Origin of the sequence: Asticcacaulis sp. DW145 (assembly GCF_037101385.1) — a bacterium.
In the GTDB taxonomy this organism is placed as follows: Bacteria; Pseudomonadota; Alphaproteobacteria; order Caulobacterales; family Caulobacteraceae; genus Asticcacaulis; species Asticcacaulis currens.
In genome coordinates this window covers 605,294-631,981 of the sequence record NZ_AP029024.1, presented here as the reverse complement: position 1 = coordinate 631,981, position 26,688 = coordinate 605,294, and the positions used below count along the sequence as shown (strand labels likewise).

The following is a 26,688-nucleotide window of genomic DNA, read 5'->3' as shown; positions in this document are numbered from 1 at the left end:
GTTTTAAAGCCCCGCGCCCTTGACGAGATCGGCCACCACCGACGGATCGGCGAGCGTCGAAATATCGCCGAGGTTCGACACGTCGCGTTCGGCGATCTTGCGCAGGATGCGGCGCATAATCTTGCCGGAGCGCGTCTTGGGCAGGCCCGGCGCCCACTGGATGACGTCCGGTGAGGCGATGGGGCCGATTTCGCGACGCACCCAGTTGCGCAGTTCAGTCTTCAGGGCTTCGGTGGGCTCCACGCCCTTGGTCAGGGTGACATAGCAATAGATGCCTTGCCCCTTAATGTCGTGCGGGAAGCCGACCACAGCGGCTTCGGCGACGCTGTGGTGCGCCACCAGAGCGCTTTCGACCTCGGCCGTGCCCAGACGGTGGCCGGAAACGTTCAGTACGTCATCGACGCGGCCGGTGATCCAGTAATAGCCGTCTTCATCGCGACGCGCGCCATCGCCGGTGAAATACTTGCCGGGATAGGTCGAGAAATAGGTTTCGATAAAGCGCTGATGATCGCCAAAGACCGAGCGCATCTGACCCGGCCACGAATCGCAGATACACAGATTGCCTTCGGTCGCCCCGCTCAGTTCCTTACCTTCATTATCGACCAGACAGGCCTCAATCCCCGGCAGGGGGTGGGTGGCCGAACCGGGCTTCAAGGCCGTCGCCCCCGGTACCGGGGTGATCAGGTGACCACCGGTTTCGGTCTGCCACCAGGTATCGACGATAGGGCAGTTTTCGTTGCCGACCACGCGATGATACCACAGCCAGGCTTCGGGGTTGATCGGCTCACCCACCGAACCCAGCAGGCGCAGCGACTTGCGCGAGGTTTTGAGCACCGGCGCATCGCCTTCGCGCATCAGGGCGCGGATGGCCGTCGGCGCGGTGTAGAAGGTCGTCACCTGATGCTTGTCGATCACTTCCCAGAAGCGCGACACGGTGGGGTAGTTGGGCACGCCTTCGAAGATCAGCGAGGTGGCCGCATTGGCCAGCGGGCCATAGACGACGTAGGAATGGCCCGTCACCCAACCGACATCGGCGGTGCACCAATAGACATCGCCTTCATGCCAGTCGAACACGGTTTTGAACGTATAGGCTGCCCAGGCGAGGTAGCCGCCCGTGGTGTGCAGCACACCCTTCGGCTTGCCCGTCGAACCCGACGTATAGAGGATAAACAGAGGGTCTTCGGCATTCATCGGCTCGGCCGGGCAGTCGGCGCTTACACCTTCCAGCTCCGGATCGACGCACAGGTCGCGCCCGTCATGGCTCAGCGAGCAGCCATTGCCGGTGACGAAGACGTGCTTCACGCCGGGGCATTGCAGCAGGGCGAGGTCGGTATTGGCCTTGAGCGGCACCGACTTGCCGCCGCGACGGCCTTCGATGGTGGTGACCACGTATTCCGACTGACAGTCATTGATACGCCCGGCCAGGCTGTCGGGCGAAAAGCCGCCAAACACCACCGAATGCACCGCCCCGATACGCGCGCAGGCCAGCATGAAATAGGCCGCTTCCGGCACCATGGGCATATAGATGGTGACGCGGTCGCCCTTTTTGACACCGTATTTTTTCAAAAGGTTGGCGCGCTTGCCTACCGCCTCGGCCAGTTGGCCATAGGTGACGGTGTAGGACTCGTTCGGCTCATCGCCTTCGAAAACAAAGGCCACCGTATCGGCCTTGTGCGGCAGATGGCGGTCGATGCAGTTGGCCGCGACGTTCAGTTGCCCGTCGTGATACCAGCGGATGCGGAAGTCTTCGCGGTTGAAGGACACGTCCTTGACCTGCGTGAAGGGCTTGATCCAGTCGAGCGCTTCGCCCAGTTGCCGCCAGTGAGCCCACGGGTCGGACTTGACCAGATCGCGCTGCGCCTGAAGCGCCGCCGCCGTCACGCTGTTTGCGCGCGGATAGGTCGCCGGCACGGGAAAGAGAGTCGTATTGTTCAGCGTATCAACCGTCATGGCGTCCTCACACATCTTCTTGCTTATCTTGCCGTAGAGATAAGACTGATCCACGGCCCTGTCGAGCCAGCCAACCACAATTTGCGCGGCAGGGAAACTTGGCAATAGGTCGTATATTGGTTATGCAATGTGGATCATTTTTGTGACCATTTTGAAGGACTAGCTGTGCATCTCGCCTTTTCCACATGGCCGGAAATCGAAGCCCGTCTGAAGACCTCGAAGACGGTGATCATTCCCATCGGTTCCAACGAACAGCACGGCCCGATGGGGCTTTTGGGGACCGACTGGCTGTGCCCGGAAATCATCGCCCATGCGGCGGAGAAGCAAGGCGATATTCTGGTCGCGCCGACCTTCAATATCGGCATGGCGCAGCACCATCTGGGCTTTGCGGGTACCATTTCCTTGCGCCCTTCGACCTTTATGGCGGCCATCGAAGACTGGGTGAAGTCGCTGGGGCGGCATGGCTTTGAGCGCATCTATTTCCTCAATGGCCACGGCGGCAATGTCGCCTCGATCGAAGCGGCCTTTTCGGAAATCTATAGCCAGTGGTCATGGCAGGGCGTGCGCTGCCCCTTCGCGCTGAAACTGTCGAACTGGTGGGATTTGCCGGGCATTTCGCCTCTGTGCGCCCGCCTCTTCCCCACCGGGCACGGCAGCCACGCCACGCCGTCGGAAATCGCCCTGACCTGGGCCGCCTATCCGCAGGCCGTGCGCGACCTGACGATGGACCCGCCGATTGCGCCCACCGGCCCGATCCGCGACGCACTTGATTATCGCGCGCGCTTCACTGACGGCCGCATCGGCGCAGACTCATCACTGGCCACGCAGGCGCTGGGGCAGCAGATTCTGGAAGCGGCGGTTCCGGCCCTGCTGAAAGATATTGCCAAGTTTGAGGCTGAGGAACGGCCCTGACTACAGATGCGTTTCGACATCCATGCGTTGATGCAGGATGCGAACAATGTCGAGCCCATCGTTCAGGCGAAAATAGATGATGTGCGACCCACAGGCATATTTGAGATAGCCTGTCCGCACATTCACGGGTTTGCCCTTACGGCGGCCTGCCGCCAGATCATCGAAGGCGGCGGCGATTAAGAGTGTATAACGATCCGCCTGATCCGCCGACCATTGACGGCGGCTGTATAGCCAGATGTCGCGCAGGTCGGCTTGTGCGGCCGGCCGAAGGCTGTACGCCTCAGCCATGTTCGGCGCGCATTTGCTTCAGGAAAGCGTCACTATCGAAGGCTTCAGGGGGACCGGATTGTTCGCCCTCAATCAGCGCCTGTTGCAGCGCCTTGACCTTGGCCTCATGTTCCTCAAGCAGCCTCAGTCCGGCACGCACCACTTCGGTAGCAGACCCATAGCGGCCTTCTTCAAGCTGCGTTGCAATAAAGCCGGTGAAATGGTCACCCAGAGATATGGAGGTTGTGCGTGCCATGGTCAGGCTCCTTCTGTGCTAAATATTAGCACAGCGCGACTAAACCGTCACCACCTCATCGTCGCGGCGTTCGACCGGCCACGGAGTGAGGTGCTCACCGGCGCAGGGGCCGCCGATGCAAAGGCCGCTGTCTTTCAGAAACGACGCGCCGTGCCAGCGGCAGAGGATCACGTCCTGCTCGCGCGTCTGATAATCGCTCTCTTCCTGATCGCCCCCCAGCAGCATCCCGTTGTGCGGGCACGCATCGACATAGCCGCGCGGCAAATAGTCATCGAGGATGACAAACCCCTCAAATCCGTCCTGACGATAGAGGACGGTGCCGGTTACCTGAAGCTCAGCCCAGGTGCAGATAACGGTGCCGGGAGGCGGTCTCACCGTTCGGTCTTCAGGGGACGCGACATCAGATCGCCGATGGCCTTATCGACACTGGCTTCGCCCGACAGGATGGTCGCCACCATGTTGCAGATCGGCAGATCGACACCCAGCTTTTCGCCCAGATGCTTGACCGCCGGGGCCGATTCCACTCCTTCGGCGACCGAAATCTTGCCTTCCAGCGCCTGAGCCAGAGTCTGCCCGCCACCGAGGGCCAGACCGACGCTCATATTGCGCGATTGCGGCGACGAGCACGACAGGACCAGATCACCCATGCCGCACAGACCGCTCAGCGTCTCGGCCTTCGCCCCCAGCGCCACGGCCAGACGGGTCATTTCGGCAAAACCGCGCGTAATCAGGGCGGCGTGCGCCGAACGCCCCAGTCCCTTACCTTCGGAAATACCACAGGCAATGGCCAGAACGTTTTTCAGCGCCCCCCCCGCCTCAGCGCCGATCATGTCGTCGATCAGATAGGGGCGGAAGGTCTGCGTCGCCAAAGTCGTCGAAATCTGCGCCCCCAGCTCGGCATCCTTGCAGGCCAGCGTCACCGCCGTGGGCAGGCCGCGCGCCACTTCGGCGGCGAAGGACGGCCCGGACAACACAGCCGCGCGCGCCTGCGGCAGGGTGGCGGCCAGCACCTCGTTCATCAGGCAGTCCGTGCCGCGCTCAACCCCCTTGGCGCACAGGACGATGGGCAGGCCGTCGCGCACATGCGGCGCAAAGGCCTTCAGCGAGGCGCGCATATGCTGCGCCGGCGGCACGGCCAGAATCAAATCGCAGTCGCCCAGATCGGCCAGATCGGCGGTCGCCTTTACCTGCGGCAGCAGCTCCCGGCCCGGCAGATAGAGGTGATTGAGGTGCTGAGCATTGATCGACTCGGCGACTTCCGGCTCACGGCACTGGATCAAGACCTCGCGCCCGGCCCGCGCGGCGACCTGCGCCAGCGCCGTACCCCATGCCCCTGCCCCGATGATTCCAACCTTGTCAAAGGCTTTGGCGTGCACGAATTGGGTCAAGCCTTGGCTCCCTTGCGTCCCGAAAACTTATGTATGGGTGCACTGAGCGCACGGCGCTCGTCAAGGGGCCAGCGTGGCCGCGCCAGCGCCGACAGTCCATCATGCACCTGTTTGTCCCCATCATAATCGGCCGCCGCCCGCATCAGCGCAAAGCGTTCCAGCCCGGCCAGCGCGATCATGGCCGCATTGTCGGTGCAGTAGGCAAGCGGCGGGGCCACGAATTCAAACCCCTCCTTTTGCGCCAGTGCCGACAGCTCAGACCGCACCGTTTTGTTGGCCGCCACGCCGCCCGCGACGACAAAGGCCGGGCTATCCCCCCCATGTTCCGCCTTGAAGGCGCGCATGGCGCGGGCGGAACGTTCGACCAGTTGCCGCGCTATCGCCGCCTGCACCGAGGCGCACAGATCGGCGCGATCCTGCGGCGTCTTTACCTGCTCCATAGCGATCTTGGCGGCGGCGGTTTTCAACCCCGAATAGGAAAAATCGCAGTCCTTGCGTCCCAAAAGCGCGCGCGGCAGGGTAAAGCGCGCGGCATCGCCCTTCGCCGCCTCGGCCTCCAGCGCAGGGCCGCCGGGATAGCCCAGCCCCAGAGTCTTGGCGATCTTGTCGAAGGCCTCGCCCGCCGCATCGTCGATCGTGGTCCCCAGACGCTCATAATCGCCGACGCCGCGCACGTGGAGCAACTGACAATGGCCACCGGAGACCAGCAGCAGCAGGAAGGGAAACGGCACATCGTGCGTCAGACGTACGGACAGGGCATGACCTTCGAGGTGATTGACCCCGATCAGCGGCAAACCGCGCGACAGGGCAAAGCCCTTGGCAAAGCTCAACCCCACCATCACCCCGCCGATCAGCCCCGGCCCCGCCGTGGCCGCCACCGCGTCAATCGCGTCCACCCCGACGCCCTTTTCAGCGGCCTCAGCGAGCGCCAGCCGCGCCAGATCGTCGATGGTTTCGACGTGGCTACGCGCCGCGATTTCCGGCACGACGCCACCATAGACGGCGTGCTTGACCACCTGAGAGTGGATGACCGAAGACAGGACTTCGACCGCGCCGTCATCGCCCCGCCGCACCACGGCGACCGCGGTTTCGTCGCAGCTCGATTCGACACCCAGAACGCAAAGAGACATTACATATCCTTATCTCTCGCTGCCTTGCGGAGAGAGGGGTTACCTGAAAAGGCCAAATGGCCGCAGGTCAAGGGGCTTGCAAGCCGCAGGGCGAAATTTTAGGGAAGAGACATAGCAACCCGAAGGCTAAGTTATGACCCCACTTCTGAAAATCGGTACGCGCGGTTCGCGGCTGGCCACCACCCAATGCGGCTGGGTTCAGCGTCAGATCGTCACCGCGCTGGGTCACGACCCGGCCCTGTCGCATGAGGTTGCGCCGCTGGTCATCATCACCACGCAGGGCGACCGCATTCAGGACCGCCGCCTGATCGAAGCCGGCGGCAAGCAGTTGTTCACCAAGGAGATTGAGGACGCGCTTCTGAATGGCGACGTCGATGTCGCCGTCCATTCGCTGAAGGACATGCCCGCCGAGGATATTCCCGGCCTCAGCCTGTGCGCCTTTCCGGTGCGCGAAGACCCGCGCGACGCCTTTGTGTCGATCAACTACCGCCGCCTCGAAGACCTGCCGCAAGGCGCAAAGCTCGGCACCGCCTCACTGCGGCGGCAGGCGCAGGCCCTGGCCGTGCGGCCGGACCTTGAGGTCGTCATGCTGCGCGGCAATGTCGATACGCGCCTGTCGAAGCTGGAGGCCGGGCATTGCGACGCCATCCTGCTGGCGGCGGCGGGCCTGAAACGCATGGGGCTTGAAGCGCATATCAAGTCCTATATCGACCCCGACCTGTTCCCCTGTGCCCCCGGCCAAGGCGCGCTGGCCGTACAATGCCGCACCGCCGACCTGGATCAGGAATGGATCAAGCGCCTGCACCACGTCGAAACGCACCTGCAGATTTCGGCCGAACGCGGCGCGCTGGTGGCGCTCGAAGCCTCGTGCCGCACGGCTGTCGGGGCCTATGCGAAGATCGAAAGCGACGGGCTCACCCTGTTTGTTGAGGCCCTGACCGCCGATGGCCGCACGCGCTGGCAAAGGCGCGAAACGATCAGCGCGTCAACGGTGGAATCGGCGCACGCTCTGGGCCTGCGTCTGGGGCAGTCTATCCGCGATGAGGCCGGCGACCGGCTGATCCAATACACAGGCTGATTTTTTAGCATTCTGCGTTTAGTAAAAAGGCACGGCCATAAAAAGCGCCCGACCGGGCGTCGGCGCCCCTGCGCCGCCCCCCAATTATTTTAGATGTCGGGCCCGAACGCAGTGAGGTAGCCGTGAGCGAATTAATATGGATTACCCGAACGGAGCCGCAGGCCAGCGTCACGACGCGGGCGCTGCGGGCGCGCGGCTTTGAGGTGATCAATGACCCGCTGCTTGAGGTCGAATCCTTAAACCCCGACATCGACGTGGCGCGCTTCGCCCATATTGTCGCCACCTCGATCAATGGCCTGAAAGCCTTTACGCGCCAATACGCGACGCGGCATCAGACGGTGTGGGCCGTCGGCGACGCCACCGCCCGCGAAGCGCGTGAGGCTGGCTTCCATACCGTGCATAGCGCCCGTGGCGATGTCGAAGACCTGATCCGCCTGCTGAAAGCTGAGGCCCCGCAAGGCCCCCTCCTCTACCCGCAACCCGAAACCCCGGCGCGTGACCTGACTGCGGCCCTGTCCGGGTTCGACCTGCACCCGGTCCTCTTCTATCGCACCGTGGTGCGCGACGCCCCTGACGCCAGAGCGCAAATGGCGGCGATCACCCATATCCTGCTCTATTCACCGCGCGGGGCGCAGGCCTGCGCCCCCTATCTGAGCGGTGCGACGGCGCGGGTCCTCTGCATCTCAGAGGCCACCGCCCAACGCTTGCGCGAACACCTCAATTTCACTGGAAATTTACCCTCTGCGGGCCTAAACATAGAGGTAGCGGCCTCTCCGGATGAAGAGGCCCTGTTCGCCAGGCTCTAAAACCCACGGACCGCCATGACCGACGACTTCGCCCCGAACCCGATCCCCGCTGCGGCGGAGCCGGAAAAGACCCGTTGGGGGCGCGGCCCGCTGATCATCGCCTTTGCCTTTCCCATCGTCTTTGTGCTGCTGGCGCTGGGGGTGCTGGGCTTTGCGGTCTATAAGGAGCACCTGAGCGCCCCGCAAAAGACCGTGGCCGGCTCTTTCGACCCCGCAGCGGTGGCCAAGGACAGCGAAAAAGACTCCGAAATCGCCCGCCTGACCGCCGAACTGAACGCCCTGCGCGTGCGTCAGGCGCAGGCCGCCGTCGAAACCCCGCAAGCCCCCACCTATGCCGACCCAACGGCCCTCAACCGCCTGTCCGAGCGCCTCGATCGCCTTGAGGCCAATCAGCGTCTGCTGATTCAGGCCGCCGCTGCCGCCACTTCCGCGTCGGGCCTGCAACAGGCGGCCAAGGGCTCTCAGCCGTTCCTTTCCGAACTGGCCGACGTTGAAAAGAGCCTGACTGACACGGTGATGGTCGCGCCGCTTCGGCCTCTGGCGCAAAAGGGCGTGCCCAGCGAAATCGCGCTAGCCCTCAGCTTTCCGGCCTATGCCGCCAAGGCCCGCACCGCCGCCAGCGCCAAGACCGACGACAGCTTCCTGACGCGCCTGACCAATGCGCTCAGCGGCCTGATCAGCATACGCCGCATCGACGGCGCGGCACGAGGCCCGGATGCGCTGCTGCTTCAGGCGCAGGGCCGTCTGGATCAGGGCGATCTTAACAGCGCGCTGACCGTCCTCTCCACCCTGCCCCCGACCTCGCAAGCCGCGCTCAAGCCGTGGATGACCGAGGCGCGAAACCGCGTGCTGGTCGATACCACCACGCGCCGCATCACGGTCGAGGCCTTAAGCCGCCTCAGTCAGGCCAATTACAGCACGGCCAACGGCGCAGACGTCAGCGCCGACGCCAGCGGCCCCGCCAAGGACGGCATCACGCTTCAGCCGGAGCACGGCCTGTGATCCGCACGCTTCTGATTCTCCTCAGCATCCTTACCCTGATTGCCGTCGCCTTTGCCGCCGCCGGTGACCCCGGCACGGCGACATTGATCTGGCTCGGCTACCGCATCGACACCCCGGCGGCCGCGGCCGTCATTGCCATCGGTCTGCTGGCCTTCGCGGCCGTGTGCTTCTGGAACCTCGTCCTGTGGATGTCGCGCGCCCCGCAGCGCGCCGAACGCCAGCGCGCCGCCGCCCGCCGTCGGCAGGGCGAAGAGACCCTCACACGTGGCTTCGTCGCCGTTGTGTCCGGCGATGGGGCCGAAGCCCGCCGTCAGGCGATCAAGGCCGTGGATGTGCACGACAATGTGGCGCTGGTGCGCATCCTCAACGCCTTGGCCGCCGAAACCGCCCAAGACCCGGTCGCCACCCGCGCCGCTTGGACGGCCATGCTCAGTGTGCCGGAGTTGAAACTCGCCGGCCTGCGCGGCCTGATGACCCTCGCCATTTCCGAAGGCGACCGCGCCGAGGCCATCCGTCTCGCCGCCGAAGGCTACAACCAGCCCAAGCCCGCCATGTGGGCCTTCAAAACCTTGTTCGAAGCGCGCTCGACCGCCGGCGAATGGGCCGAAGCGCTCGATCTGGTCGAAGGGGCGCTGAACCGCAAGCTGGTCTCGCCGCTGTTTGCCGAACGCGCGCGCGCCGCCCTGATGGCCGCCTCCGCTGCGCATCTGGAAACTGCCCCTGAGGCACAGATCCGCGAACAGGCGCTTGATTACGCCGTGCGCGCCGCCAAGCTCCAGCCCATGTTCGCGCCCGGTGCGGTCATTGCCGCGCGCCTGCTGGCCGCCCATAACAAGCTCGGCCGCGCCGAAGACGTGCTGGAAGCCGCCTATGCCGCTCAGCCGCACCCGGCCATCTGGCTGGCCTATCGCGACCTCGTCAACGATGAAACGCCGAAGGACCGCGCCCGCCGCCTGCAAGGTCTGATCGACCGCAACCCGCAGCATCGCGAAAGCCGCCTGCTGGAGGTCGAACGCGCCGTCTTGAGCGGTGTGCGCGCGGATATCGACCGCGCCACGGCAGCCCTTGAGGATGAGCTGACCGAGGAGCGCCGGACGCGCCGCCTGTGCGGTCTGATGGCCAAGGCGGCTCTGGCCGTGCAGGACGTGGACGGGGCGCGCGGCTGGGTGGCCAAGGCCTCTCTGGCCAGGGCCGAGCCCGACTGGTCCGACCTTGACCCAGAGGGGAAGGCCTTTGCCTATACGGCGTCCGACTGGACGACGCTGGTCCTGACCTATGCCGAAACGGGGGCTTTGGCGCACCCGCGCCATGAACGCGCCGAAAAGGGTCTGCCCGACGTGCCCGACATGCCGACGCGCTACGTGCCGTCCATGCCCTTCGTCAAGGCGGCGCAGAAAAAGTCGGGCCCCGCCCCCCTGCCCGACAATCTGGCCCTCAGCCCGGATGGATACGACGCGGCCATTGCCGGACACGACCTCGATGAGGCCGAAGTCGCCCCGCCTGCCCCCAAACCCCGCGCCCGCAAGACAAAACCCACAAAATAATTGCCGTCGCGGGCGCTTTGGGGCCTTGCCAAACCGCTATGGGAGCCTGTAAACAGCGCTCTCCGAACCGGGGCGGGCGATTATGCGCCTGCATCTAAGTGCCGCTTTAGCTCAGCCGGTAGAGCACCTCATTCGTAATGAGGGGGTCAGGTGTTCGAGTCACCTAAGCGGCACCACTCTCCCCATGTGTCTATTTTTCTCAACAATTTCAACGGCCTAAACATTTCATCTTTTGAAGTGGTGGGACACTTGGCTGCTGAAATGGTGGGACACTTTTGGAGCTATTTCTAGTACTGCTTATCCTCCCAGCAATGTAGATGCGAGCCGGTTACATACTCTGGGAGCCCTAGGCGGAGTGCGGAGGGTGGGTTTGCGTGTATCTCCCCATCTCTATCCAGATCTAGCCCGTATACAGCATGGCCCTTAAAAATAAGCCTCATACTCGTTGATTGATGCGGGCGATGAACGAAGGTGACCTTGGTTTCCCTTGGCGTCGAACCATCCTCGTACATTTCAACCAGCCACTGCGCCTTATAAAAGCCGCCACCGTCTGGCGGGTCCCAAGGCGGCGGAAAGGCGGCCAAGGTCTTTGGCGCAGCCAGAAACTCGTCAGCAGCCAGTACGTCAGCCCGTGAAAAACTCTCGACCATGGCGAGAATTGATAATGAGATTCAAGCCACGCTACAAGCCTGCTTCGAGAGTATTCAGGTGCCGAGCCAACGAACGATGTCTCGTCGCGGTGACAGGGCTAAGTCCGTTCGGCGGACTTTGGTCATCTGGGTCGAAGAGAGTGCGCGGTACAGACCGCTTTTCCCCGTGGCGGTTCCGGACAGGACGTGCAGAATATCTGCCTGAACGAACCACGGCTCTCCAAGACAAGGTTGAGCTGTGAGTCATTCCGCCCCAGCAGTTCCTGAGCATCCGGGAACCGATCCCGGATGTCCGAACGGGTGAGGCGCATCCTCTCAGTAGGCTTGATGTGCTTCATGCGCTGCGTGGTGCCTGATGAAATATCGAGGCCGAGCGCCCGGCACACCTCCTTAACGACGAACCAAGGCTCGCCGTCGATCATGGTGACCGGCGTGTCGTTATTCGTGGGCTGGAAGGTGAAGATGGGGCGGAATGGCTCCCTAGAGCGCGGGCAATCCACCCTTCGGTGATCTTCAAGCTAGCCACAGGGGAAAGGACGGTGAGCGAGGGTGAGGAGAACTCTCCCTCCCCAACAATTAGATCAGACCTTAGTGAACCCTACACGTGCCCAGCGGACCGCTTGGGCAACAGTAAGCGTCCCTCCCCAGCCCAGTAGCAGTCCTCCGACAGCGTAAAGAGGGATGGGATATGCCTCGGCGAACGCCGCCCTCACGGCTACAGCCGCCTCTGCATCGCAACTTGAAACGAGCTTATGTTGGCGCTCATGAGTCGACTGACATAGCGCTTGAATAACGCTTGCTGTCTCAAGCTTCGGCCACAGAATTGTTCGAGCCCCGGTGAAGACGACGAGTGCCGCCCAGATTACGCTAAGGATCACACCAATCCTGTACCAGCCATTCAGGTTCTTCATGTTTCCCCCCTGACTCACCGAAGGTAACCATAGGTTGGATCGACCCGTAAGTCACCATGTGAAATAGAAGTCAGGCCGCAAGCGGTTTCCTATCCTTCGAGTTAAAGCGCTACGGTAACAACCTCAATCCCCAGAAGGCTTTCTTGCAACGATTGCCGCGCCTATGAGGAAGATGGGCACTATCCCAAAGAATCCCGCACTCCATAATTCGAAGGAGCGAAAGTCTTCCTGTGTGTGTGACTGACTCCTCTTCCCGCAGTAACCGTTGGGTTGGCTAGTTGCGCTGTACGGCGCAGCGGTATCACACTTTCGTATCGGACCGTCGGGAAACAGTACCGCCCCACCTAACATGTAGGCGAAGACCAAAAACATTAGTGTCGACACCGTAATTCGACGGCGCAGACTCGTCTCAGATAACACCCACCAACCGTGATTATTCTTCATGGTGCCCCCTCAGTTTACCCTTGGCAACTATTAGCTGTTTTGGCTGAGATGTCACCATGCAGGCTAGAAAACTGAACTGTTACTGTTCCCTACCCGTCGACCCAAAGCCCGCTTGCCGTCAACCTCAGTCTCCTTCGGGGCACCATTGAAAATGGCTCCCTTGAAGAACGCCCGCCCAAACTTCTCATTCGATGAATGGTGCCCGATCGCGATCCAAACAGGAAAGGCACAGCTTCTTGAGCGTGGTCTAAGCGCGTACTTGCCGGTCTTGCGGATGGACGGGAGGACTTCTTTGGCGATCCATGCGCTAAACTGAGAAGCCTCCTTCTTTTCCGAACGCATGATCACCTTGTAGACACCACTCTCCGAAATCAGGTTTAGCTGGGAGCCATTGCGTCCAAATAACTCGTGAGCATCCGAGGGGTCCGCATTCTGAGCGCGGATGGTCGCTCGGGTCACGCGAAAGCGCTCATGAGGCTCAAGGGACTTCATGTGGTGCGTCGTGCCTGAAGAGACGTCAAGCACGTACTTGCCGGTCTTGCGGATAGGCGGGAGGACTTCTTCGGCGATTCAGTTCTGGAAAACGAGGGCCTCGGCGCGGTTCGAGCGCATGACGAGTATATAGAGCCCGGCTTCTGACACGGCGACGACCGGTCCCTTACCCCCGATCCGATTGGGGGTACCAGTTCGTACAGTTTCGCACGGGAGACAACGTGCACAGGGCCCTTTGAGTTTTCCATAGCTATTTGAACTTCAAATCTGGGCGATGCCGAACATCTGGGCCAAACCTCTGATCATGTGCCATTCGCCACCCTCGCAGCCACTCTGCTCTGAGATTTTCAAGGGTGTATGGGATGAGCCAATAGTAGGTGCCTTGTAGGAAGGGTTCCCTCCCCTCCTGAAAAGCCGCCTCGCCTGAGATCTTCCGCTGCCGTCGGGCAGGGATGTATCTGGGCTTATCTCTATGAGCCCGAAAATAGAGCCAATCGTTTACCGCTCTTTCCGACCAAGCAGTTCGGTTAGGAGACAACCTAATACTCTTGGGAAAGTCACCCTTTTCTATAAGCCTGTAAATTGAAGAGCGGTAAAGGGATGTAAGCATAACTACATCACTCATTCCAATATATCTGATCATAGAATAATCCTCATGTTTCCTTATTACATGGAACCGTTACTCGTACATTTTACCAACTTGCTTGGATGTAATGAACCTAGATTCTTGGCCGGATTTTCGATTTCCGGACTAAATTTTTTCGTCATTAAAATAATTGAATTTGATATTTCATATAATTAACAATTGCTTATTAAAAATTATCAGGAATGCAATTTCCCATAATGTTGCAATCTGGCTAGGATTACTGTGTTGCTCAAATCACAGTAGAGAACGGATTAAAAAGCACCGAACAAGCCACCATTTTGACCGTGCGCAACAGTTTCGGGAGGCGCTAAAAACCTACGAAATCCGCGCCTTCAACAGTCAATTTTCGTTGCAAATGCGACTGCATTACAGCTAAGTCTTTGATTTCGGCTGATGTTACACTTGCAATACGGGTCCGTATTACAAAAATGGGATATTTAATAGATTCAACACCTTGCGCGAACCGCCGACACAACTTTGTTGTGCGTAGCGTGTGCAAATTTTTGGGTGGTTTTGGCTGGTCGATTCAGACCTTCCAAAGCGATTAATCTGGGCTGTTTGAGCGAGCCCTGCTCTCGGTTCGGCGAACGCCATTTTTACGAAAGTTGACCCCGAAGAAACCATCTGTGATTGTGCGCGTCAATCCAAAGGGGGAATCATGGACCGGCGATCTATACTTGTTGGGCTGCTGACGCTGTTACTGGGTTCTGGGAGCGGCGAGCCCGCAGATGCGAGGTCGAAACGCTCCAGAAGGCGCACAGGCAGCCGTAGAAGGCGCTCTAAAGGTAGCTCCGGCTCGTCATACGTTGGAAGTTATTCAAACTGTGCAGAGGTCCGCGCGGCGGGCGCTGCACCTATCCGCCGTGGTGAGCCCGGTTATTCTCGAAAGCTCGACCGAGATGGCGACGGAGTCGCGTGTGAGTGATTGACAGCCCACTCTGATCTGAGAATATTGCAGGTTTGAAGGGGCGGACATGGTATATCTTTTCGGCGCGATGTTGGGTGCTCTCCTTCTCATTGGAGTGCTCAACCGTATTGCCCGCTGGATCATTGGACGAAGACTGACCCCCGTAGCGAAAGCATTTGCTGCAAACGCCTTTGCAGCGGTGGTAGGGGTTTGCTTTAGTGCGTGGCGCGCCTCTGATGGCGGACAAATGGCTTGGGGGGCCGGGCTCTATTACTTATTGCCCGTCGCTGCTTGGCTAGCAATTGATCTGAGCGCAATCGCAACGGCAAAAGGGTCTGATAAAACCAGTTAGGTAAGTTGGACGCGCACGCTACCTTTGCCTCTCGGCTCACCTCCAAAAGCCCCCTGAGCCGGGAGGAGTGAAGACACTACTCTTGAATTTGAGAACCTTCCGTATAATCTGTCAGTGTTCTAAGAGGGGGTCAAAATGTCAGAAATGCAGACTGTCGCAAAGTTCATTGAAAGCGTGCGCCACGTCGACAAGATCAAAATTGAGATTGGTCTGCCGGGCAACAAACAGGTGGGCGCTTATGGTTACCAACGAGCCGCCTCAGATGACACTACTGTTGGCGATTGGGTTGCAAATCGAATAGCAGGACGCCTGCCCGACGGGACCCAAGTTATAGTGTACACGCGTTCTGACAAGATTGCGGCAAGCCACGAGCTTATCCGGTTTTCAAGACGGGTGTTTTAGCCGACCGCTAACCCTTCGGCTGCCGCAATTTCGAAAATTTCCAAAATGATAACGGTAGGCGAATGCAGTTTTACAATTTCAAAAAACCGGCATTCTACCCCGCATACTTATGCCTAATTACCCTAACTTCCTCGGCATTACTGTATGTCATCAAATTTGGGATTTTCGCTTTAATAAATGACATCAAGTTCATATTTGCATATTCAGCAATGACATTTGTGATGGCTATACTTTTGATAGTTTATAAAGGAAAATGTTTATTTATGCCGTATATCGTAATATCACTCGCATTGGGTGCGGTAATTTTGGCGTATTATTCACTCATTTAGATCGACACGATAAATATTTATTCAATTTTCACACACGAAGATAGGCGCAACATCAAGCCTTCGGCTCCCACCATGCAGTGAGCCGGGAGGAATTGCTAACGGGCCCCGTCGGCCTAAGCACGCCTTTTTGATCGCCCCGCTAAGTCTGAGAAATTGGCAACTCGGCACGCCTCCGTTAAACTGATCAATGGGGTGCTGACCGCGATACGCCGTGCCTAATTACCGAGGTCGACCCAGCGGCCGCCATGGACTATTCACGCAGACACCGAAGATCCAACACTCCAATCGCACAGTGAGAGGGCCTTATGGCGATGCCTAGAGGTTGACCGACGAGTGGGGTTAAGGCCAGGGCGCCGTAATGGATGAGCGTAAAGGTAAACGACTTCACCTTGATCGCGGAATTATCTCGCATCTGACATGCGAGATAATTCTTGACAAACCCGCAACGACATAGGAATTATGCCACATGTCAGATGCGAGATAATTCCATGCTGCACCTCGTCGGCGAGACCATTACACCTAAGCAGGCGCACCTTCAGGCCAACAAGGGCGAACTTATCCAAATCGTCCGCGGTGTCTATGCCTCTGCGGTATCTGACGTGGACCAGGTCATCCGCTCCCATGCGGTCAGGATTGCCCACTACCTTTACCCTACCGCGTACCTGGCATCTATATCGTCGTTAAACCTAACCCCCACGTCAGATGGGCGCCTATTCTTAAGCGGACGCCGGAACCAGCGTACCAGACTCAGAACGCTCGAGATCATCCAGAACGAGGCCCCTCCCAGTCCGTCACTGATCGACGTCATCGTCGGTGACGACATGGGTGAGATGCATGCCAAGGCTTCATCGCCGCGCCAACGCTTCCTCGAGGCCTTCCGCCTGAGAAGTGAACATGCCAGCGCCATCACCGAGGACATACGTGCCGCGACCGCCCGGCGATTGAGAGACGAATTCGGTAGCCCCGACGCGATCGTCGATGCGCTATGGCCTTTGGCCAGGGAAAACGGCTGGCTCAAGGAACTGGAAGGTGCCCAGCGCTACCTAAAGGGAATAGACGAAGGCCACCGCCCCGTCAAAAACAAGTCCACGATCAACCTGATAGTTGCTTGGAACAAGAAGCCGGTCGGCAAGCTTATCCACGATGGTGCCGAATGGCGCTGGAAGCCCTCGCCCGCGAAGGTGCCCCCGCTGATTAGAGATACACACCCGGGGAAGCTGCCCGCTCTGGTAGAATCGCTACTACCGGAGGGCTGGCTGGCACAAATCCTGGAGGCCCGCGATGACCGCGACTTCTTGCGCTCCGGCAGACGCTACATGTCGAACATCGACATCGTCCCGTCATCGGCTGACCTGAACGCGCTGCCCGAAGACGTCTTACAGTCTCCCCTTGCAGCCCATTCGGACCATGGGCGTTTCACCGGCACTTACAAAGGCCCCGCCAAGGACGATATCGAAAGCACATTTGAACAAAATCTGGCGAGAGTGTTCATCCATGCCCAGACCCCAAGGCTTTCAGGCGTTCAAATCAAGGCGCCGATGTGCCTGACCTCGGAAGGCGAACTCAAGCCCGCCATCGACTTGCCATTCACTCACATTATGAAGCCAGCGGGCACCTCCGGCTTCGAGGGGCTGCCCGTCGTCGAATGGCTCTGCCTGGAATTGGGACGAGGGGCCGGGTTCGAAACGCCCAACGCAGCCCTCATTGCTATGCCCGAAGGTATGCCACCTGCTCTGCTGGTTGAACGCTTTGATATCCGCAGTTCAAATGATGACCGCCGCTGGCTGGCAATGGAGGATTTTTGCTCAGTCCTGGATCAGCCCGCCTCCACCAAATATGACGGAACAATCGAAAAGATAGGTCGGGGCCTTCGGCCCCTCTCCACGCAGCCAAACGACGATATGAAGACGCTTTTCATGCGTGCCCTCTTCGCCTGGCTGATTGCCGATGGCGACATGCACTTGAAGAACCTGGCATTACTGAAGACCACATATGAAAACGAGCGGTACTTCAAGAGTGTCCGCTTCGCGCCACTCTACGACGCCGTTACCACGAGGGTATTTCCAGGCCTCGGACACGACCGCATGGCGTTGAAGGTCAATGGAAAGGACGACCGCCTGAAGCGTCGTGACTTCGTTCAATTAGCCCAGACCCTAGGTATAACCGTTATCGACGCTGTTTCAATAATGACCACTCTTATCCAGGCCGTTATCGACACCGCCAGGATTTTGGAATTGCCTGACTTGGACTATCCCGCGCAGATAAGAGATCTGAAATCAAAAATACAGGAAATTGTAGCTCGAAGAACCGATGACCTACTGAATGACGCGGATTAGTCCGGGGGACTGCAACTATTGCGCGGTCTAGGCGATCGCTGCGCTCGGTCTCACACACGGGCGGATGAAAGACTACTAAGATCTGTGAGCCATCCCACGAAGCCCCGAGATCAGCGCCGCCGAACTGGATCAAGCCATAGCCGCAGCATTCCAGCGGCGGGGCACACCTATCCCGTCTGAGCCTCCTCCGGGACTTTCAAAAGCCATGCATACCTCCGCAGACGCGAGCCGACGTTGGACGGCTTATGCCGGGTCCAGAGTACCGAACGGCTAAAATTAGAAGAGATCGAAAGTACCATCTGAGGAGTTGTTGGTCCGACTTGTCGGCCTATTTCAGCGGCTCTATGACGCGGCATCTACACGCTCTTGCGCCTAAAAACGGTCCCCATTACAAAGGCCCTACACAGCACCCCAGTTAAGTGCTATTGCGCCCGACGAAGAATGTTCGTGCGGTATCTTTATATTTTTGAGGACCGTAACACAAACAACACAACAGAATTGGGGGCCATTTTGGGGGCCTCTTAATTTTCAAGAATTTCAAAGAAAATTGAATTCAAACGGTTATTTCTAGAATTCGAGTCACCTAAGCGCACCACTCTTTTCCAAAAATTCAAAAGCCTACTGAACTGCGCAGGAATTGCGTCTTGGGCAACAGCTTCGGGCCACATGCCCATACGCTCGCGACAGAGCCGCAGTCACAGCTTGGGTGTCAGGTACAGGTCGCCGTTACGATACAGGACCACGTGCTGCGAGCCCGCCCAGTAGGGCATGGCGGCGGTCTGATCCGCCGACATCAGCCACCAGACGCGCTTTGAAAAGCCATAGGACACCCCGGCCAGCGGCGTCACGATCAGCAGAAAGACAATAAAGCCTGACAGGACATGGCGGTAGGTGCCGTTGAATATCTTGCGCGACTCGATCAGCCAGATCAGCAGCAGGATAAAGCCCAGTGAGAACACCACCGCCATGATGATCGGGGCTTCCAGTCGCATCACATATTTCGACAGGAGGTCAGCGGTCACGCGGTCAATCGACACGCCCTGCCGCATGGCCAGCCATTCGAGGGCAGAGACCCCCGCCACGATCACCATGATCAGGAAGGCATAGACGTAAAGGTGCGCACCGGTTTTGCGCTTTCGCGGGCCCTCTTCGGCCGCAGGGCTCCCGCTTGAGGGCAAAAAGATATGCCCCAGCACGGTCAGAAGCGTCGTCAGAAACAGAAAATAGATATAGTAGAGGCCGATATCATAAGCAGACAGAAACGATATCAAATTTAGTCGCGCCGAAGCAAAATAGCCCCACAAATATAGAATTTCGAATATTAGCGCAAAAATACAGACATGCAAAAAATGCGCGCGCAAATTTTGAAACTTTTGTGAAATCTCCAGCCACTCTTTTTCCATAATCTGCCCCTGTTCTGGAAAAAGCCCCATCCATCTGGCGGGGAAATTTACATACGGAGCCGTATAAGGCCAGAGCCGTCAGCACGCCTCAAAAGCGAATCCGGCGCTTTTCCCGCCGGTCGTGACCTTTATCGCACAGAGGGAGTCATTCCTCGCGGAAGGCGCGGCTGAACTGGTCGTAGAGAGGCTTGAGGAAATAGCTCATGACGCTGCGGCGTTCGGTTTCGATCATTACCTCGACGGGCATCCCCGCCACCAGCTTTTGTCGAAGCGCCTTCGGCACACCGGCCGCAGAGAGGTTGAGGCGGACGAGATAATAGGCTTCGCCTGTCTTGGGATCGCTCAGGGCGTCCGCCGACACGGAGTCGATGCCGGCATCCGCCTGCGGCGTGGTGGTCGCGGAAAAGGCCGTAAAGCGGACGTGGGCAGACGCCCTGGCGCGCACCTGATCAATATGACGGGGATCGACCCGCGCTTCGATCGTCAGGGGATCGCCTTCGGGCACCAGCGACATCAGCACCTCGCCCGCCCCGGCCACATCGCCGGCCGAATGGACGTGCAGGCCCATGACGCGCCCGGCGGTAGGGGCGCGCAGTTCGGTGCGCTGGCGAGCATCGACCGTCACCCGCCGCTCCTGCCCGATCTGAGCCAGAAGCGCCTCCACATCTTTCAGTTCGTCCGCGGCTTCGGTCTGCGTCTGGGATTGCAGTTGCAGTATCTGCATCCGCAAAGCCGACGCCTGGGTGCGGTACTGGGCGCGGCGGCTGCTGACATTGGCCTGCTGAGCGCGCAGGTCTTCGGCCTGTCGTTTATACTGATTGACGCGCGTGATGGGGGCATAGCCCTTACTGTAGAGGTCTTCCATGGCCGCGCCTTCCGAAACGATCAGCGCATACTGGCGGCCATAGGCCTCCCCCTGCGCATCGAGACCTTCCACCGCCTCACCGCTTTGCCGGATCTGGGCCAGAATTTCCTGACGCTTCTCGGCGCGCAGACGCAGACGTGCCTGATAGAGGGCCTTTTCCACACTCAGACGCTGGGCGGCCTCCGGCGTCTGCGGAGCCGTGACCGAGGCGTCGGGCCAGCCGCGACCGGCGATTTCGGCTTCAAGCCGCGACTTGCGCAATTGAAGCCGCGCCCACTGATCGGCGAGGATGGCATCCTGAGAGGCGCTTTGCGTTTCGTCCATGCGGATCAGCACGGCGTCCTTGCGCACATAGTCGCCTTCGCGGACAAGGACGGACTGGATGACCCCGCCTTCCTTGTGCTGAATGGGCTTGACGCTGCCGGTGACCGAGACGCGACCCGGTGCGATCACCGCCCCGACGATGCAGAAGAGGCAGGCCCAGATCAGCAAAGACAACAGGCCCATCACGATCAGGCCGCAGCCGATGGACGACAGCCGGACCATTTTGTCGAAATCATTATGCGCAGTCATGGCGGCTCAGCCCTGATTGACGGCCACAAGGCCGTGTGGTCGGAAAATATCGGCGGGCGCGCCCAGTCGGGCCACCTTACCGGCGGTGAGGACCAGTATCTTGTGCGCGCACTGGATCAGGGCCTGACGGTGGACGGAGACGATGGCGATGCCGCCACGCGCACAGTGGCGTTTAAGCGCCGTCAGCAGGGCTCCTTCGCCATGCGCATCCAGTGCGGCATTGGGCTCATCGAGGATAAGGACGAAGGGGTCGCCATAGAGGGCCCGGGCCAGGGCGATACGCTGCTTCTGACCGCCGGAGAGGACGGTTTCACCGGGGCCGAGTCGGGTATCGAAACCCTGAGGCAGGCCGCGTATCCACGGCCCCAGTCCGGCGGCTTCGGCGGCCTTTAGAATGGCGTCGGACGTTGCGTCCGGATTGAAGCGCGCAATGTTTTCGGCGAGGCTGCCGGGCAGCAGCTCGACCTCCTGCGGCAGGTAGCCGATGATGCGGGCGCGATCGGCGGGCGACCATTGCGACAGGGTGGAATCGTCAAACCGCACCTCGCCGGTACTGCCGGGCAAGGCCCCCACGAGCGCCTTCATCAGGCTCGACTTACCGGCACCGCTGGGGCCGACCACCGCCAGCATCTCGCCCGCCTCAAGACTGAAACCGCTGAGGTCGAGAAAGGGCCGCCCCTCCGGAGTGACGGCCTGCACCTTCTCAACCCGCAGATGACGGCTGGGCAGGGGCAAGCGCACGCCCGGCGTGTCGCTGACCTCGCTCAGGGCCTCTTGCAGACGCTGGCAGGCTTCGCGCGTGGCCACGGCCGGCTTCCACAGGCCGATAGCCTGTTCGATAGGACTGAGGGCGCGACCGAGAAGAATAGAGGCGGCCATCATGACCCCGCCGCTGGCCTTGTCCGTGATGACCAGATAGGCACCGGCGGCCAGAACGACGGATTGCAGGCCCAGCCGGCAGGCCCGTGACAGGGCCGCATACAGACCGGCGGTGGCCCCCTGCTGAAACAGATGATCGCCCGCAAAGCCGCCAAGTGTGCGCCAGTGGCGCTGAAGCTGGGGCACCATGCCCAGCGGCACAAGAGTGCCTGCGCTGTGGCGGCAGGCATCGCTCAGGCTTTGGGCCTGGGCCGCGAAACGCGTGATTTCGCGCTGATGCGCGGCGGTGGCCCGGTTGGCCAGCAATGTCAGGCTGGCCAGCAGGACCATACCGGCCGCGCAGACCACTCCCAGCAGCGGGTGAAGGACAAACAGGAGGATCAGAAACAGGGGCGCCCACGGCAGGTCCAGACCAACGACCGGACCCGATCCGCTGAAAAAGCTCCGCAGTTGCTCCAGATCGCGCAGAAGCTGAGCCCCGACCTGCGGTCTCCCGTCAAGAGCCGCACCGATATGCGCCCGGAACACCGCGTCTGCCAGCCGGTTGTACAGATACTGCCCCATATGGAGGAACAGGCGCGAGCGCACCGCATCGAGCAGCGCCATCAGACCGTACACCAGCCCCATCATGACCATCAGGGCCTGAAGCGTCGGCAGGCTGTGCGCGGGCAGGACGCGGTCATAAACCTGAATCATAAAAAGCGCGCCGGAAAACATCAGAAGACTGAGGAGGCCGCTGAACAGACCTGCCAGTATCAACGGCCGCCGGAGCCGCTGCGTTGCGACCTTCAGAGACAGGCTTTGCGCGTCTTCCGACGGGCGCGACAGGGCGTCAGATGCAGGACGGGGTGTTACAGGGTCGATCATCCGGGGCTCCAAAGAAGATTCCCGGACACCCCAGCAATATTCATGCGTAAATCAGCGCGCTGCCTTTAGTAAATTTCGCCGATAAGCTGCCTGATGCAATAGAAAAATATTACCTAAATTCATAGAGTTGTGAATTTTAACAATTTATTATATGTTAATTTAAAATAATTATAAATACTAATAAAATAATAATGTCTTAATTTGGGTTATGTATAATTGTAATTTTGTTTCAAATAGAGATTTATTTTCAAAATTTCGCAAATAACATTTTTAATATAACGCAAATATAATTTTTGATTTAAACAAAAAAGTTGAATTTCACGCTAATTATTTCGAGTGCAAATTCAAAATGGAGAAATTTATCATTTTGTTAATTATATAAAATCAACAAAACGGTGAATAAATATCACGATTACACCAATTTACAGGTAAGGCGCGCAATTTGCACAAAATCAGGCGCGCCAATACTGGCGTGAATCCATTGAAATGGAGTTTCACAATGTCCATACAGCTTAATGTAAATGTATCTACCGTGTCCGGCTCGACCGTGACACTGGTGGGCAGTGCACCGGACGCCACGAATGATGATTTCATCCGCGGCAGCGCCGGGGCCGATACGATTGATGCCGGAGCGGGTAACGACCGGGTCTGGGCCGGCAACGGCAATGACCTTGTCAATGGCGGGGCTGGCGACGACATTCTCTATGGTGAGAATGGCGATGACATCCTGGTCGGCGGCGAAGGCAATGATATCCTTTATGGCGGCAATGATCAGGACTGGCTGTTCGGCGGAGAGGGCAATGATTACCTCTACGGCGACAGCGGTAATGACGTGCTGGACGGCGGCGCGGGTAATGACCTCCTGTGGGGCGGTACCGGCAATGACCGTCTGGATGGGGGTGCCGGGGCCGATATGCTGAGTGGCGGGTCGGGCAATGACATATTGACCGGCGGTGCAGGCAGCGACCGCTTCGAATACTGGCTCAACAACGCCAACAAGTCGCTCAATCTGGGGGCCGAGTTCGGCAAGGACGTGATTACCGACTTCACCAGCGGCACGGACAAGCTGGACCTGCGCACCCTGTTCGAGCGCCTGTCCGATGCGGACGTGTCCAAGGTACTGACGGCGGCGGACGCGCTGGTCGGGGATAACGGCAAATATCTCTATGAGATGAACCTGCCGGGCTTTGAGATCAAGGCCAGCAACGGTTCGGCCCTGACGGGTGAATTCACCTCGCTGGGCGGGGATGCGCTGAAGTTCGACCTCAGTGTGTCCACGATCAACGGGGCCGGTCAGGTGATCATCAAGGTGCAGAACCTGAGCAATGCGGCGGATACGGGCATGGAAATCAAGCTCGACAACCTGTCCGATCTGAAGGCCAGCGACTTCCTGCGTGAAAGCCTTAAGGTCGTGCACGGCGATGCCGCCGACAATGTGATGAGCGGTTACGACTTTGGCGACAAGGGCGTGAAGCTCTACGGCTTCGGCGGCAATGACACGCTCGAAGGCACCAAGATGAGCGATAACCTCTTCGGCGGCGAAGGGCATGACACGCTGAACGGCGGTAAAGGCAATGACTACCTTTACGGCGAAAACGGCAATGACATCCTCAATGGCGGCGAAGGCAATGATCAGCTCTGGGGCGGTAACGGCAACGACACGCTCAGTGGCGGCGCGGGCAATGACTACCTCTATGCCGGGGTCGGCAACGACACGCTCAGCGGCGGCGACGGCAAGGACGTCTTCGTCATGGGCGGCAAGGTGACGGTGGACTGGACCAAGGGCACAGCCGCTTTCAATGTGGACGAAGGCACCAAGGTGATCACCGACTTCACCAAGGGGCAGGACATGATCCGTTTTGCGGACTTCATCCCCGAATGGAACCTGCAGAACGCCCAGCTTCGCCAGCAGTTCGTCAGCACCTGGTTCAAGGACCACGCCGCCCTGATCGACACCAATAATGACGGTGTCGGCGACACGCTTTCGATCAAGGGCGACAATAACGGTGCAGCCGCAGGCGGTCAGTGGGAGATTCAAATCCAGCACGGCGAAGCCATCTATGCCGACCTGACCGATGGCAGCTTCAACTATCAGGACTACTTCAGCTTCGTCTGATGAGGTCGCCTGAAGGTGAAGAAGCGGAAAAGGCGAAGTGGCCGTGTGCTCAAACGCCGTCACTTCGCCCTCTCAACGGCAGATATTACGCTCTATCGTTGAGGAACCGTCCTCAGAGATAGCGCGGCGCGGCGGATTGTCACCTCCGCAAATCCGGAAATGACGCAAATGTACCAAGCTCGGTTCAGTTTGCCGCTTTCGCCTGCCGGTTGATCGCTTCCTGCCGCCTCACACGACGCCAAACCCCGTGCCGCTCGTCAGGCTTGCGGATGAATACCTGACCACTCGCTGATTCTTTGTGCTGCGCACAATTCTGGCGATAACATTGTTTGATATGGGAAAATGGGCGATTTTTGTGCCGAAGCCGTGCAGAAGTTACCGCTAGTGAAGCCCAAAGCCAGACCACGGGGACGCCGATCAAAAACGCGAATGTCGCAATTGGAACAAATGAAGGGCGATTGACGCCTCCGCGGCAAATTCGCCTCTTACGATAAAATGAAAATGCGATTAACCGTCGCTTAGGAGTGGGCTGATGTCAAATACTAGCGCTTTACCGCAAGGGGAGTGGAGAATTACAGGGGACGGGTTTGATGATCTCGCGCAACTTATGCAGCGTCATTGCGCTATATCGGCGCAACAACGCGACACTACCCAACCAGTAAACTGGGGACTGAATCTCTCCTGTGTTGAGTCTCGCCACCTTAAAGATCACATCTATTTAAAGTTGTGGATGGTGGAGTGTTCGGCGGACTGGTCCTACACCTCAGCGACACCCAGCGACGACATCGTGATGAGCTTTCCGCTGGAGGGGCGTCAGAGCCACACCTTTGCCGACCAGACGGTCGAAATTGGCCAAGGTCAGGCCATCATGTATCAGCAGCGCGAGCAGATTCGTCAGAGCTTCATCGCGGGTGACGGCGTGGCCCGTTCCGTCTCGCTGCGCCTCAGCCATAAGTGCGTGCGTCGCATTATTGCGCGCCGCACCGGGCGCTTCGACCGCCTGCGCACCGATTTCCGTCAGGTTTTCGAACAGAGCCTGCCGGGATTCGCTCTGATACCGGCTCTGGCCACCACGCTGTCCGGGCTGGATTCGGACGCAGTGTTTTCCGTCCTGTCCGAAGAAACGCGGCACGCCCTGATCACGGCCATGGGCGAACTTGTGTTCGACCTTGTGCCCAATGTCACGCGCCGCCACGTCCGCCTGTCGGAGGCCGATGGCGTCCCGCCCTATGTCCGCAAGGCCTGCGATTACGTTCTGCATCATTACCGCGACGCCATCACGATCCGCCAACTGGCCGAACACTGCGCCGTCAGCCTGCGCAAGCTGGAGCGCGGTTTTGACCAGAGCCTGAAGACCACCCCCTCTGCCTTCGTCAAAAAGGTCCGCCTCGAAGCCATCCGCGCGGTCCTCACCTCCGGCGGCTTTCGCGGCACCATATCGGCCCTGGCGGCGGAATGTGGATATTCCAGCCGACACCGGTTTCTCAAAGACTATACGGCGCGATTTGGAGAAACCCCCAGAGAAACACTGCGCGCCCACAAGCAATAACCGACTGTGCAAAACCCTTCGGTTTCAACAGATGCCCCCACGATGGAGATGATGTTAAGCCGAACTTAACCATTCCCCTGCACATATAGGTTGTGCTCAAAAATATCATGAAACTGCGAGGAGCGAACCAATGTTTGCTATTCCTGCGGGTATGGGCACGATTCCTGCCAGCCCCTACGCACAGACGGTCAGTCCGGCAGACCTGAAAGATCGCCGTCAGGTACTGACCTCCCTGGTCAGCGATGCCACGGGAACGGTATCGGTGGATACCAAGGCCAAGGCCCTGAGCGCGCTTAGTCTGCTGCAATTCACAAACGCTCTGGCCGAAACGCGTCCGGCGACACCGCTCACCACCGACACCATCGTCCTGTCCGAAGAAGCCACACGACAGCTCCGGCAATCGCAGGGCGATGCCACAGCGGCCTCTGCTGCCGTCTAATGCCTTAAGTATGGCTCTTGCCGGAGGCTGGCTGAGCCACCCTGGCCACCGCGTCAACGGCGGCTTGAGCACAACAGGGGCAGCGCGTTCTGAAACGCGCTGAAACGCCCCGATCCGTACCTTTTCTGAGTAACGCATCCCACGCGGCCCACCATCAACGGCCGCCCTCTCAATATCGCGCAACCTCACGACACA

Annotated in this window: 21 protein-coding genes and 1 tRNA gene; 12 read left to right on the top strand and 10 right to left on the bottom strand. The window is 59.3% G+C overall.

All coding sequences use genetic code 11. The features are described from left to right. Nucleotides 1-3 precede the first annotated feature (3 nt). Complete coding sequence (gene acs, locus AACH73_RS02825) at nucleotides 4-1,950, bottom strand: acetate--CoA ligase (RefSeq protein WP_338735357.1); 1,947 nt, start codon at nucleotides 1,948-1,950, stop codon at nucleotides 4-6. 165 nt (nucleotides 1,951-2,115) lie between these two features. On the opposite strand from acs, the gene AACH73_RS02820 reads away from it, so the two are divergent. Next, nucleotides 2,116-2,862, top strand: coding sequence for a creatininase family protein (locus AACH73_RS02820; RefSeq protein WP_272740721.1), 747 nt, complete (start codon nucleotides 2,116-2,118; stop codon nucleotides 2,860-2,862). Here AACH73_RS02820 and AACH73_RS02815 read toward each other — a convergent pair whose 3' ends face one another. Genes AACH73_RS02815 through tsaD form a run of 5 tightly spaced genes read right to left on the bottom strand, consistent with a single transcriptional unit; the run spans nucleotide 2,863 to nucleotide 5,903 of the window. After that, nucleotides 2,863-3,150, bottom strand: coding sequence for a type II toxin-antitoxin system RelE/ParE family toxin (locus tag AACH73_RS02815; protein ID WP_272740722.1), 288 nt, complete (start codon nucleotides 3,148-3,150; stop codon nucleotides 2,863-2,865). Then, the gene (locus AACH73_RS02810; RefSeq protein WP_272740723.1) at nucleotides 3,143-3,385 is read right to left on the bottom strand and encodes a type II toxin-antitoxin system ParD family antitoxin; all 243 of its coding nucleotides are present in this window, start codon (nucleotides 3,383-3,385) and stop codon (nucleotides 3,143-3,145) included. Before AACH73_RS02810 ends, AACH73_RS02815 begins: the two co-directional genes overlap by 8 nt. A gap of 39 nt (nucleotides 3,386-3,424) precedes the next feature. Next, nucleotides 3,425-3,760: a Rieske 2Fe-2S domain-containing protein gene (locus AACH73_RS02805; RefSeq protein ID WP_272740724.1), complete on the bottom strand. Its 336-nt coding sequence runs from the start codon at nucleotides 3,758-3,760 to the stop codon at nucleotides 3,425-3,427. Then, the gene (locus tag AACH73_RS02800) at nucleotides 3,757-4,773 is read right to left on the bottom strand and encodes an NAD(P)H-dependent glycerol-3-phosphate dehydrogenase (RefSeq protein ID WP_272740725.1); all 1,017 of its coding nucleotides are present in this window, start codon (nucleotides 4,771-4,773) and stop codon (nucleotides 3,757-3,759) included. Before AACH73_RS02800 ends, AACH73_RS02805 begins: the two co-directional genes overlap by 4 nt. After that, a complete protein-coding gene (gene tsaD / locus AACH73_RS02795) occupies nucleotides 4,770-5,903 on the bottom strand; it encodes a tRNA (adenosine(37)-N6)-threonylcarbamoyltransferase complex transferase subunit TsaD (RefSeq protein WP_272740726.1) in 1,134 nt (377 codons plus the stop codon). The genes AACH73_RS02800 and tsaD overlap by 4 nt, the downstream gene beginning before the upstream one ends. Nucleotides 5,904-6,036: 133 nt before the next feature. On the opposite strand from tsaD, the gene hemC reads away from it, so the two are divergent. From hemC to AACH73_RS02770, 5 genes are all read left to right on the top strand, one after another. Further along, the gene (hemC, locus tag AACH73_RS02790) at nucleotides 6,037-6,981 is read left to right on the top strand and encodes a hydroxymethylbilane synthase (protein WP_338735356.1); all 945 of its coding nucleotides are present in this window, start codon (nucleotides 6,037-6,039) and stop codon (nucleotides 6,979-6,981) included. Nucleotides 6,982-7,103: 122 nt separating this feature from the next. After that, nucleotides 7,104-7,787 (top strand): uroporphyrinogen-III synthase, encoded by a 684-nt coding sequence (locus AACH73_RS02785; RefSeq protein ID WP_338735355.1) that lies wholly within the window; start codon nucleotides 7,104-7,106, stop codon nucleotides 7,785-7,787. Between the two features lie 15 nt (nucleotides 7,788-7,802). Continuing rightward, on the top strand, nucleotides 7,803-8,789 hold the full coding sequence (locus AACH73_RS02780; RefSeq protein WP_338735354.1) for a hypothetical protein: 987 nt from the start codon (nucleotides 7,803-7,805) through the stop codon (nucleotides 8,787-8,789). After that, complete coding sequence (locus AACH73_RS02775; protein WP_338735353.1) at nucleotides 8,786-10,333, top strand: heme biosynthesis HemY N-terminal domain-containing protein; 1,548 nt, start codon at nucleotides 8,786-8,788, stop codon at nucleotides 10,331-10,333. Before AACH73_RS02780 ends, AACH73_RS02775 begins: the two co-directional genes overlap by 4 nt. Nucleotides 10,334-10,433: 100 nt before the next feature. Then, nucleotides 10,434-10,509, top strand: a tRNA-Thr gene (locus AACH73_RS02770). A 1,892-nt stretch (nucleotides 10,510-12,401) separates the two neighbouring features. On the opposite strand, the gene AACH73_RS02765 is transcribed toward AACH73_RS02770, so the two are convergent. Beyond that, nucleotides 12,402-12,830 (bottom strand): BRO family protein, encoded by a 429-nt coding sequence (locus tag AACH73_RS02765; protein WP_338735352.1) that lies wholly within the window; start codon nucleotides 12,828-12,830, stop codon nucleotides 12,402-12,404. A gap of 1,620 nt (nucleotides 12,831-14,450) precedes the next feature. Between AACH73_RS02765 and AACH73_RS02760 the strand changes: the two genes are divergently transcribed. The 3 genes from AACH73_RS02760 (at nucleotide 14,451) to AACH73_RS02750 (ending at nucleotide 17,802) form a co-directional block, all read left to right on the top strand. Continuing rightward, entirely contained in the window at nucleotides 14,451-14,735 is a 285-nt protein-coding gene (locus tag AACH73_RS02760; RefSeq protein ID WP_338735351.1) for a hypothetical protein, read from the top strand. A 135-nt stretch (nucleotides 14,736-14,870) separates the two neighbouring features. Beyond that, complete coding sequence (locus tag AACH73_RS02755) at nucleotides 14,871-15,137, top strand: hypothetical protein (protein ID WP_338735350.1); 267 nt, start codon at nucleotides 14,871-14,873, stop codon at nucleotides 15,135-15,137. A gap of 817 nt (nucleotides 15,138-15,954) precedes the next feature. Beyond that, a complete protein-coding gene (locus tag AACH73_RS02750) occupies nucleotides 15,955-17,802 on the top strand; it encodes a type II toxin-antitoxin system HipA family toxin (protein WP_338735349.1) in 1,848 nt (615 codons plus the stop codon). Between the two features lie 695 nt (nucleotides 17,803-18,497). Here the strand turns inward: AACH73_RS02750 and AACH73_RS02745 are convergent. The 3 genes from AACH73_RS02745 to AACH73_RS02735 form a co-directional block, all read right to left on the bottom strand. Beyond that, nucleotides 18,498-19,073, bottom strand: a complete 576-nt coding sequence (locus AACH73_RS02745; RefSeq protein WP_272740734.1) for a hypothetical protein — start codon at nucleotides 19,071-19,073, stop codon at nucleotides 18,498-18,500. A 277-nt stretch (nucleotides 19,074-19,350) separates the two neighbouring features. Beyond that, complete coding sequence (locus tag AACH73_RS02740; RefSeq protein ID WP_338735348.1) at nucleotides 19,351-20,643, bottom strand: HlyD family type I secretion periplasmic adaptor subunit; 1,293 nt, start codon at nucleotides 20,641-20,643, stop codon at nucleotides 19,351-19,353. Between the two features lie 6 nt (nucleotides 20,644-20,649). After that, nucleotides 20,650-22,389 carry a type I secretion system permease/ATPase gene (locus tag AACH73_RS02735; protein ID WP_338735347.1) on the bottom strand — a complete coding sequence of 580 codons (1,740 nt, stop codon included), beginning with the start codon at nucleotides 22,387-22,389 and terminating at the stop codon, nucleotides 20,650-20,652. 499 nt (nucleotides 22,390-22,888) lie between these two features. Here AACH73_RS02735 and AACH73_RS02730 point away from each other — a divergent pair, with 499 nt between their 5' ends. The 3 genes from AACH73_RS02730 (at nucleotide 22,889) to AACH73_RS02720 (ending at nucleotide 26,493) form a co-directional block, all read left to right on the top strand. Next, entirely contained in the window at nucleotides 22,889-24,505 is a 1,617-nt protein-coding gene (locus AACH73_RS02730) for a calcium-binding protein (protein ID WP_338735346.1), read from the top strand. Nucleotides 24,506-25,235: 730 nt separating this feature from the next. Next, a complete protein-coding gene (locus AACH73_RS02725; protein WP_338735345.1) occupies nucleotides 25,236-26,054 on the top strand; it encodes an AraC family transcriptional regulator in 819 nt (272 codons plus the stop codon). A gap of 130 nt (nucleotides 26,055-26,184) precedes the next feature. Continuing rightward, entirely contained in the window at nucleotides 26,185-26,493 is a 309-nt protein-coding gene (locus AACH73_RS02720) for a hypothetical protein (protein ID WP_272740739.1), read from the top strand. Nucleotides 26,494-26,688: the final 195 nt, after the last annotated feature.

Coding starts and splice junctions, on each gene's coding strand:
- acs (WP_338735357.1), bottom strand. CDS start 1,950: ATGACGGTTGATACGCTGAACAATACGACTCTCTTTCCCGTGCCGGCG.
- AACH73_RS02815 (WP_272740722.1), bottom strand. CDS start 3,150: ATGGCTGAGGCGTACAGCCTTCGGCCGGCCGCACAAGCCGACCTGCGC.
- AACH73_RS02810 (WP_272740723.1), bottom strand. CDS start 3,385: ATGGCACGCACAACCTCCATATCTCTGGGTGACCATTTCACCGGCTTT.
- tsaD (WP_272740726.1), bottom strand. CDS start 5,903: ATGTCTCTTTGCGTTCTGGGTGTCGAATCGAGCTGCGACGAAACCGCG.
- hemC (WP_338735356.1), top strand. CDS start 6,037: ATGACCCCACTTCTGAAAATCGGTACGCGCGGTTCGCGGCTGGCCACC.
- AACH73_RS02780 (WP_338735354.1), top strand. CDS start 7,803: ATGACCGACGACTTCGCCCCGAACCCGATCCCCGCTGCGGCGGAGCCG.
- AACH73_RS02765 (WP_338735352.1), bottom strand. CDS start 12,830: ATGAAGTCCCTTGAGCCTCATGAGCGCTTTCGCGTGACCCGAGCGACC.
- AACH73_RS02760 (WP_338735351.1), top strand. CDS start 14,451: ATGGTATATCTTTTCGGCGCGATGTTGGGTGCTCTCCTTCTCATTGGA.
- AACH73_RS02755 (WP_338735350.1), top strand. CDS start 14,871: ATGTCAGAAATGCAGACTGTCGCAAAGTTCATTGAAAGCGTGCGCCAC.
- AACH73_RS02750 (WP_338735349.1), top strand. CDS start 15,955: ATGCTGCACCTCGTCGGCGAGACCATTACACCTAAGCAGGCGCACCTT.
- AACH73_RS02740 (WP_338735348.1), bottom strand. CDS start 20,643: ATGACTGCGCATAATGATTTCGACAAAATGGTCCGGCTGTCGTCCATC.
- AACH73_RS02735 (WP_338735347.1), bottom strand. CDS start 22,389: ATGATCGACCCTGTAACACCCCGTCCTGCATCTGACGCCCTGTCGCGC.
- AACH73_RS02730 (WP_338735346.1), top strand. CDS start 22,889: ATGTCCATACAGCTTAATGTAAATGTATCTACCGTGTCCGGCTCGACC.
- AACH73_RS02725 (WP_338735345.1), top strand. CDS start 25,236: ATGGTGGAGTGTTCGGCGGACTGGTCCTACACCTCAGCGACACCCAGC.
- AACH73_RS02720 (WP_272740739.1), top strand. CDS start 26,185: ATGTTTGCTATTCCTGCGGGTATGGGCACGATTCCTGCCAGCCCCTAC.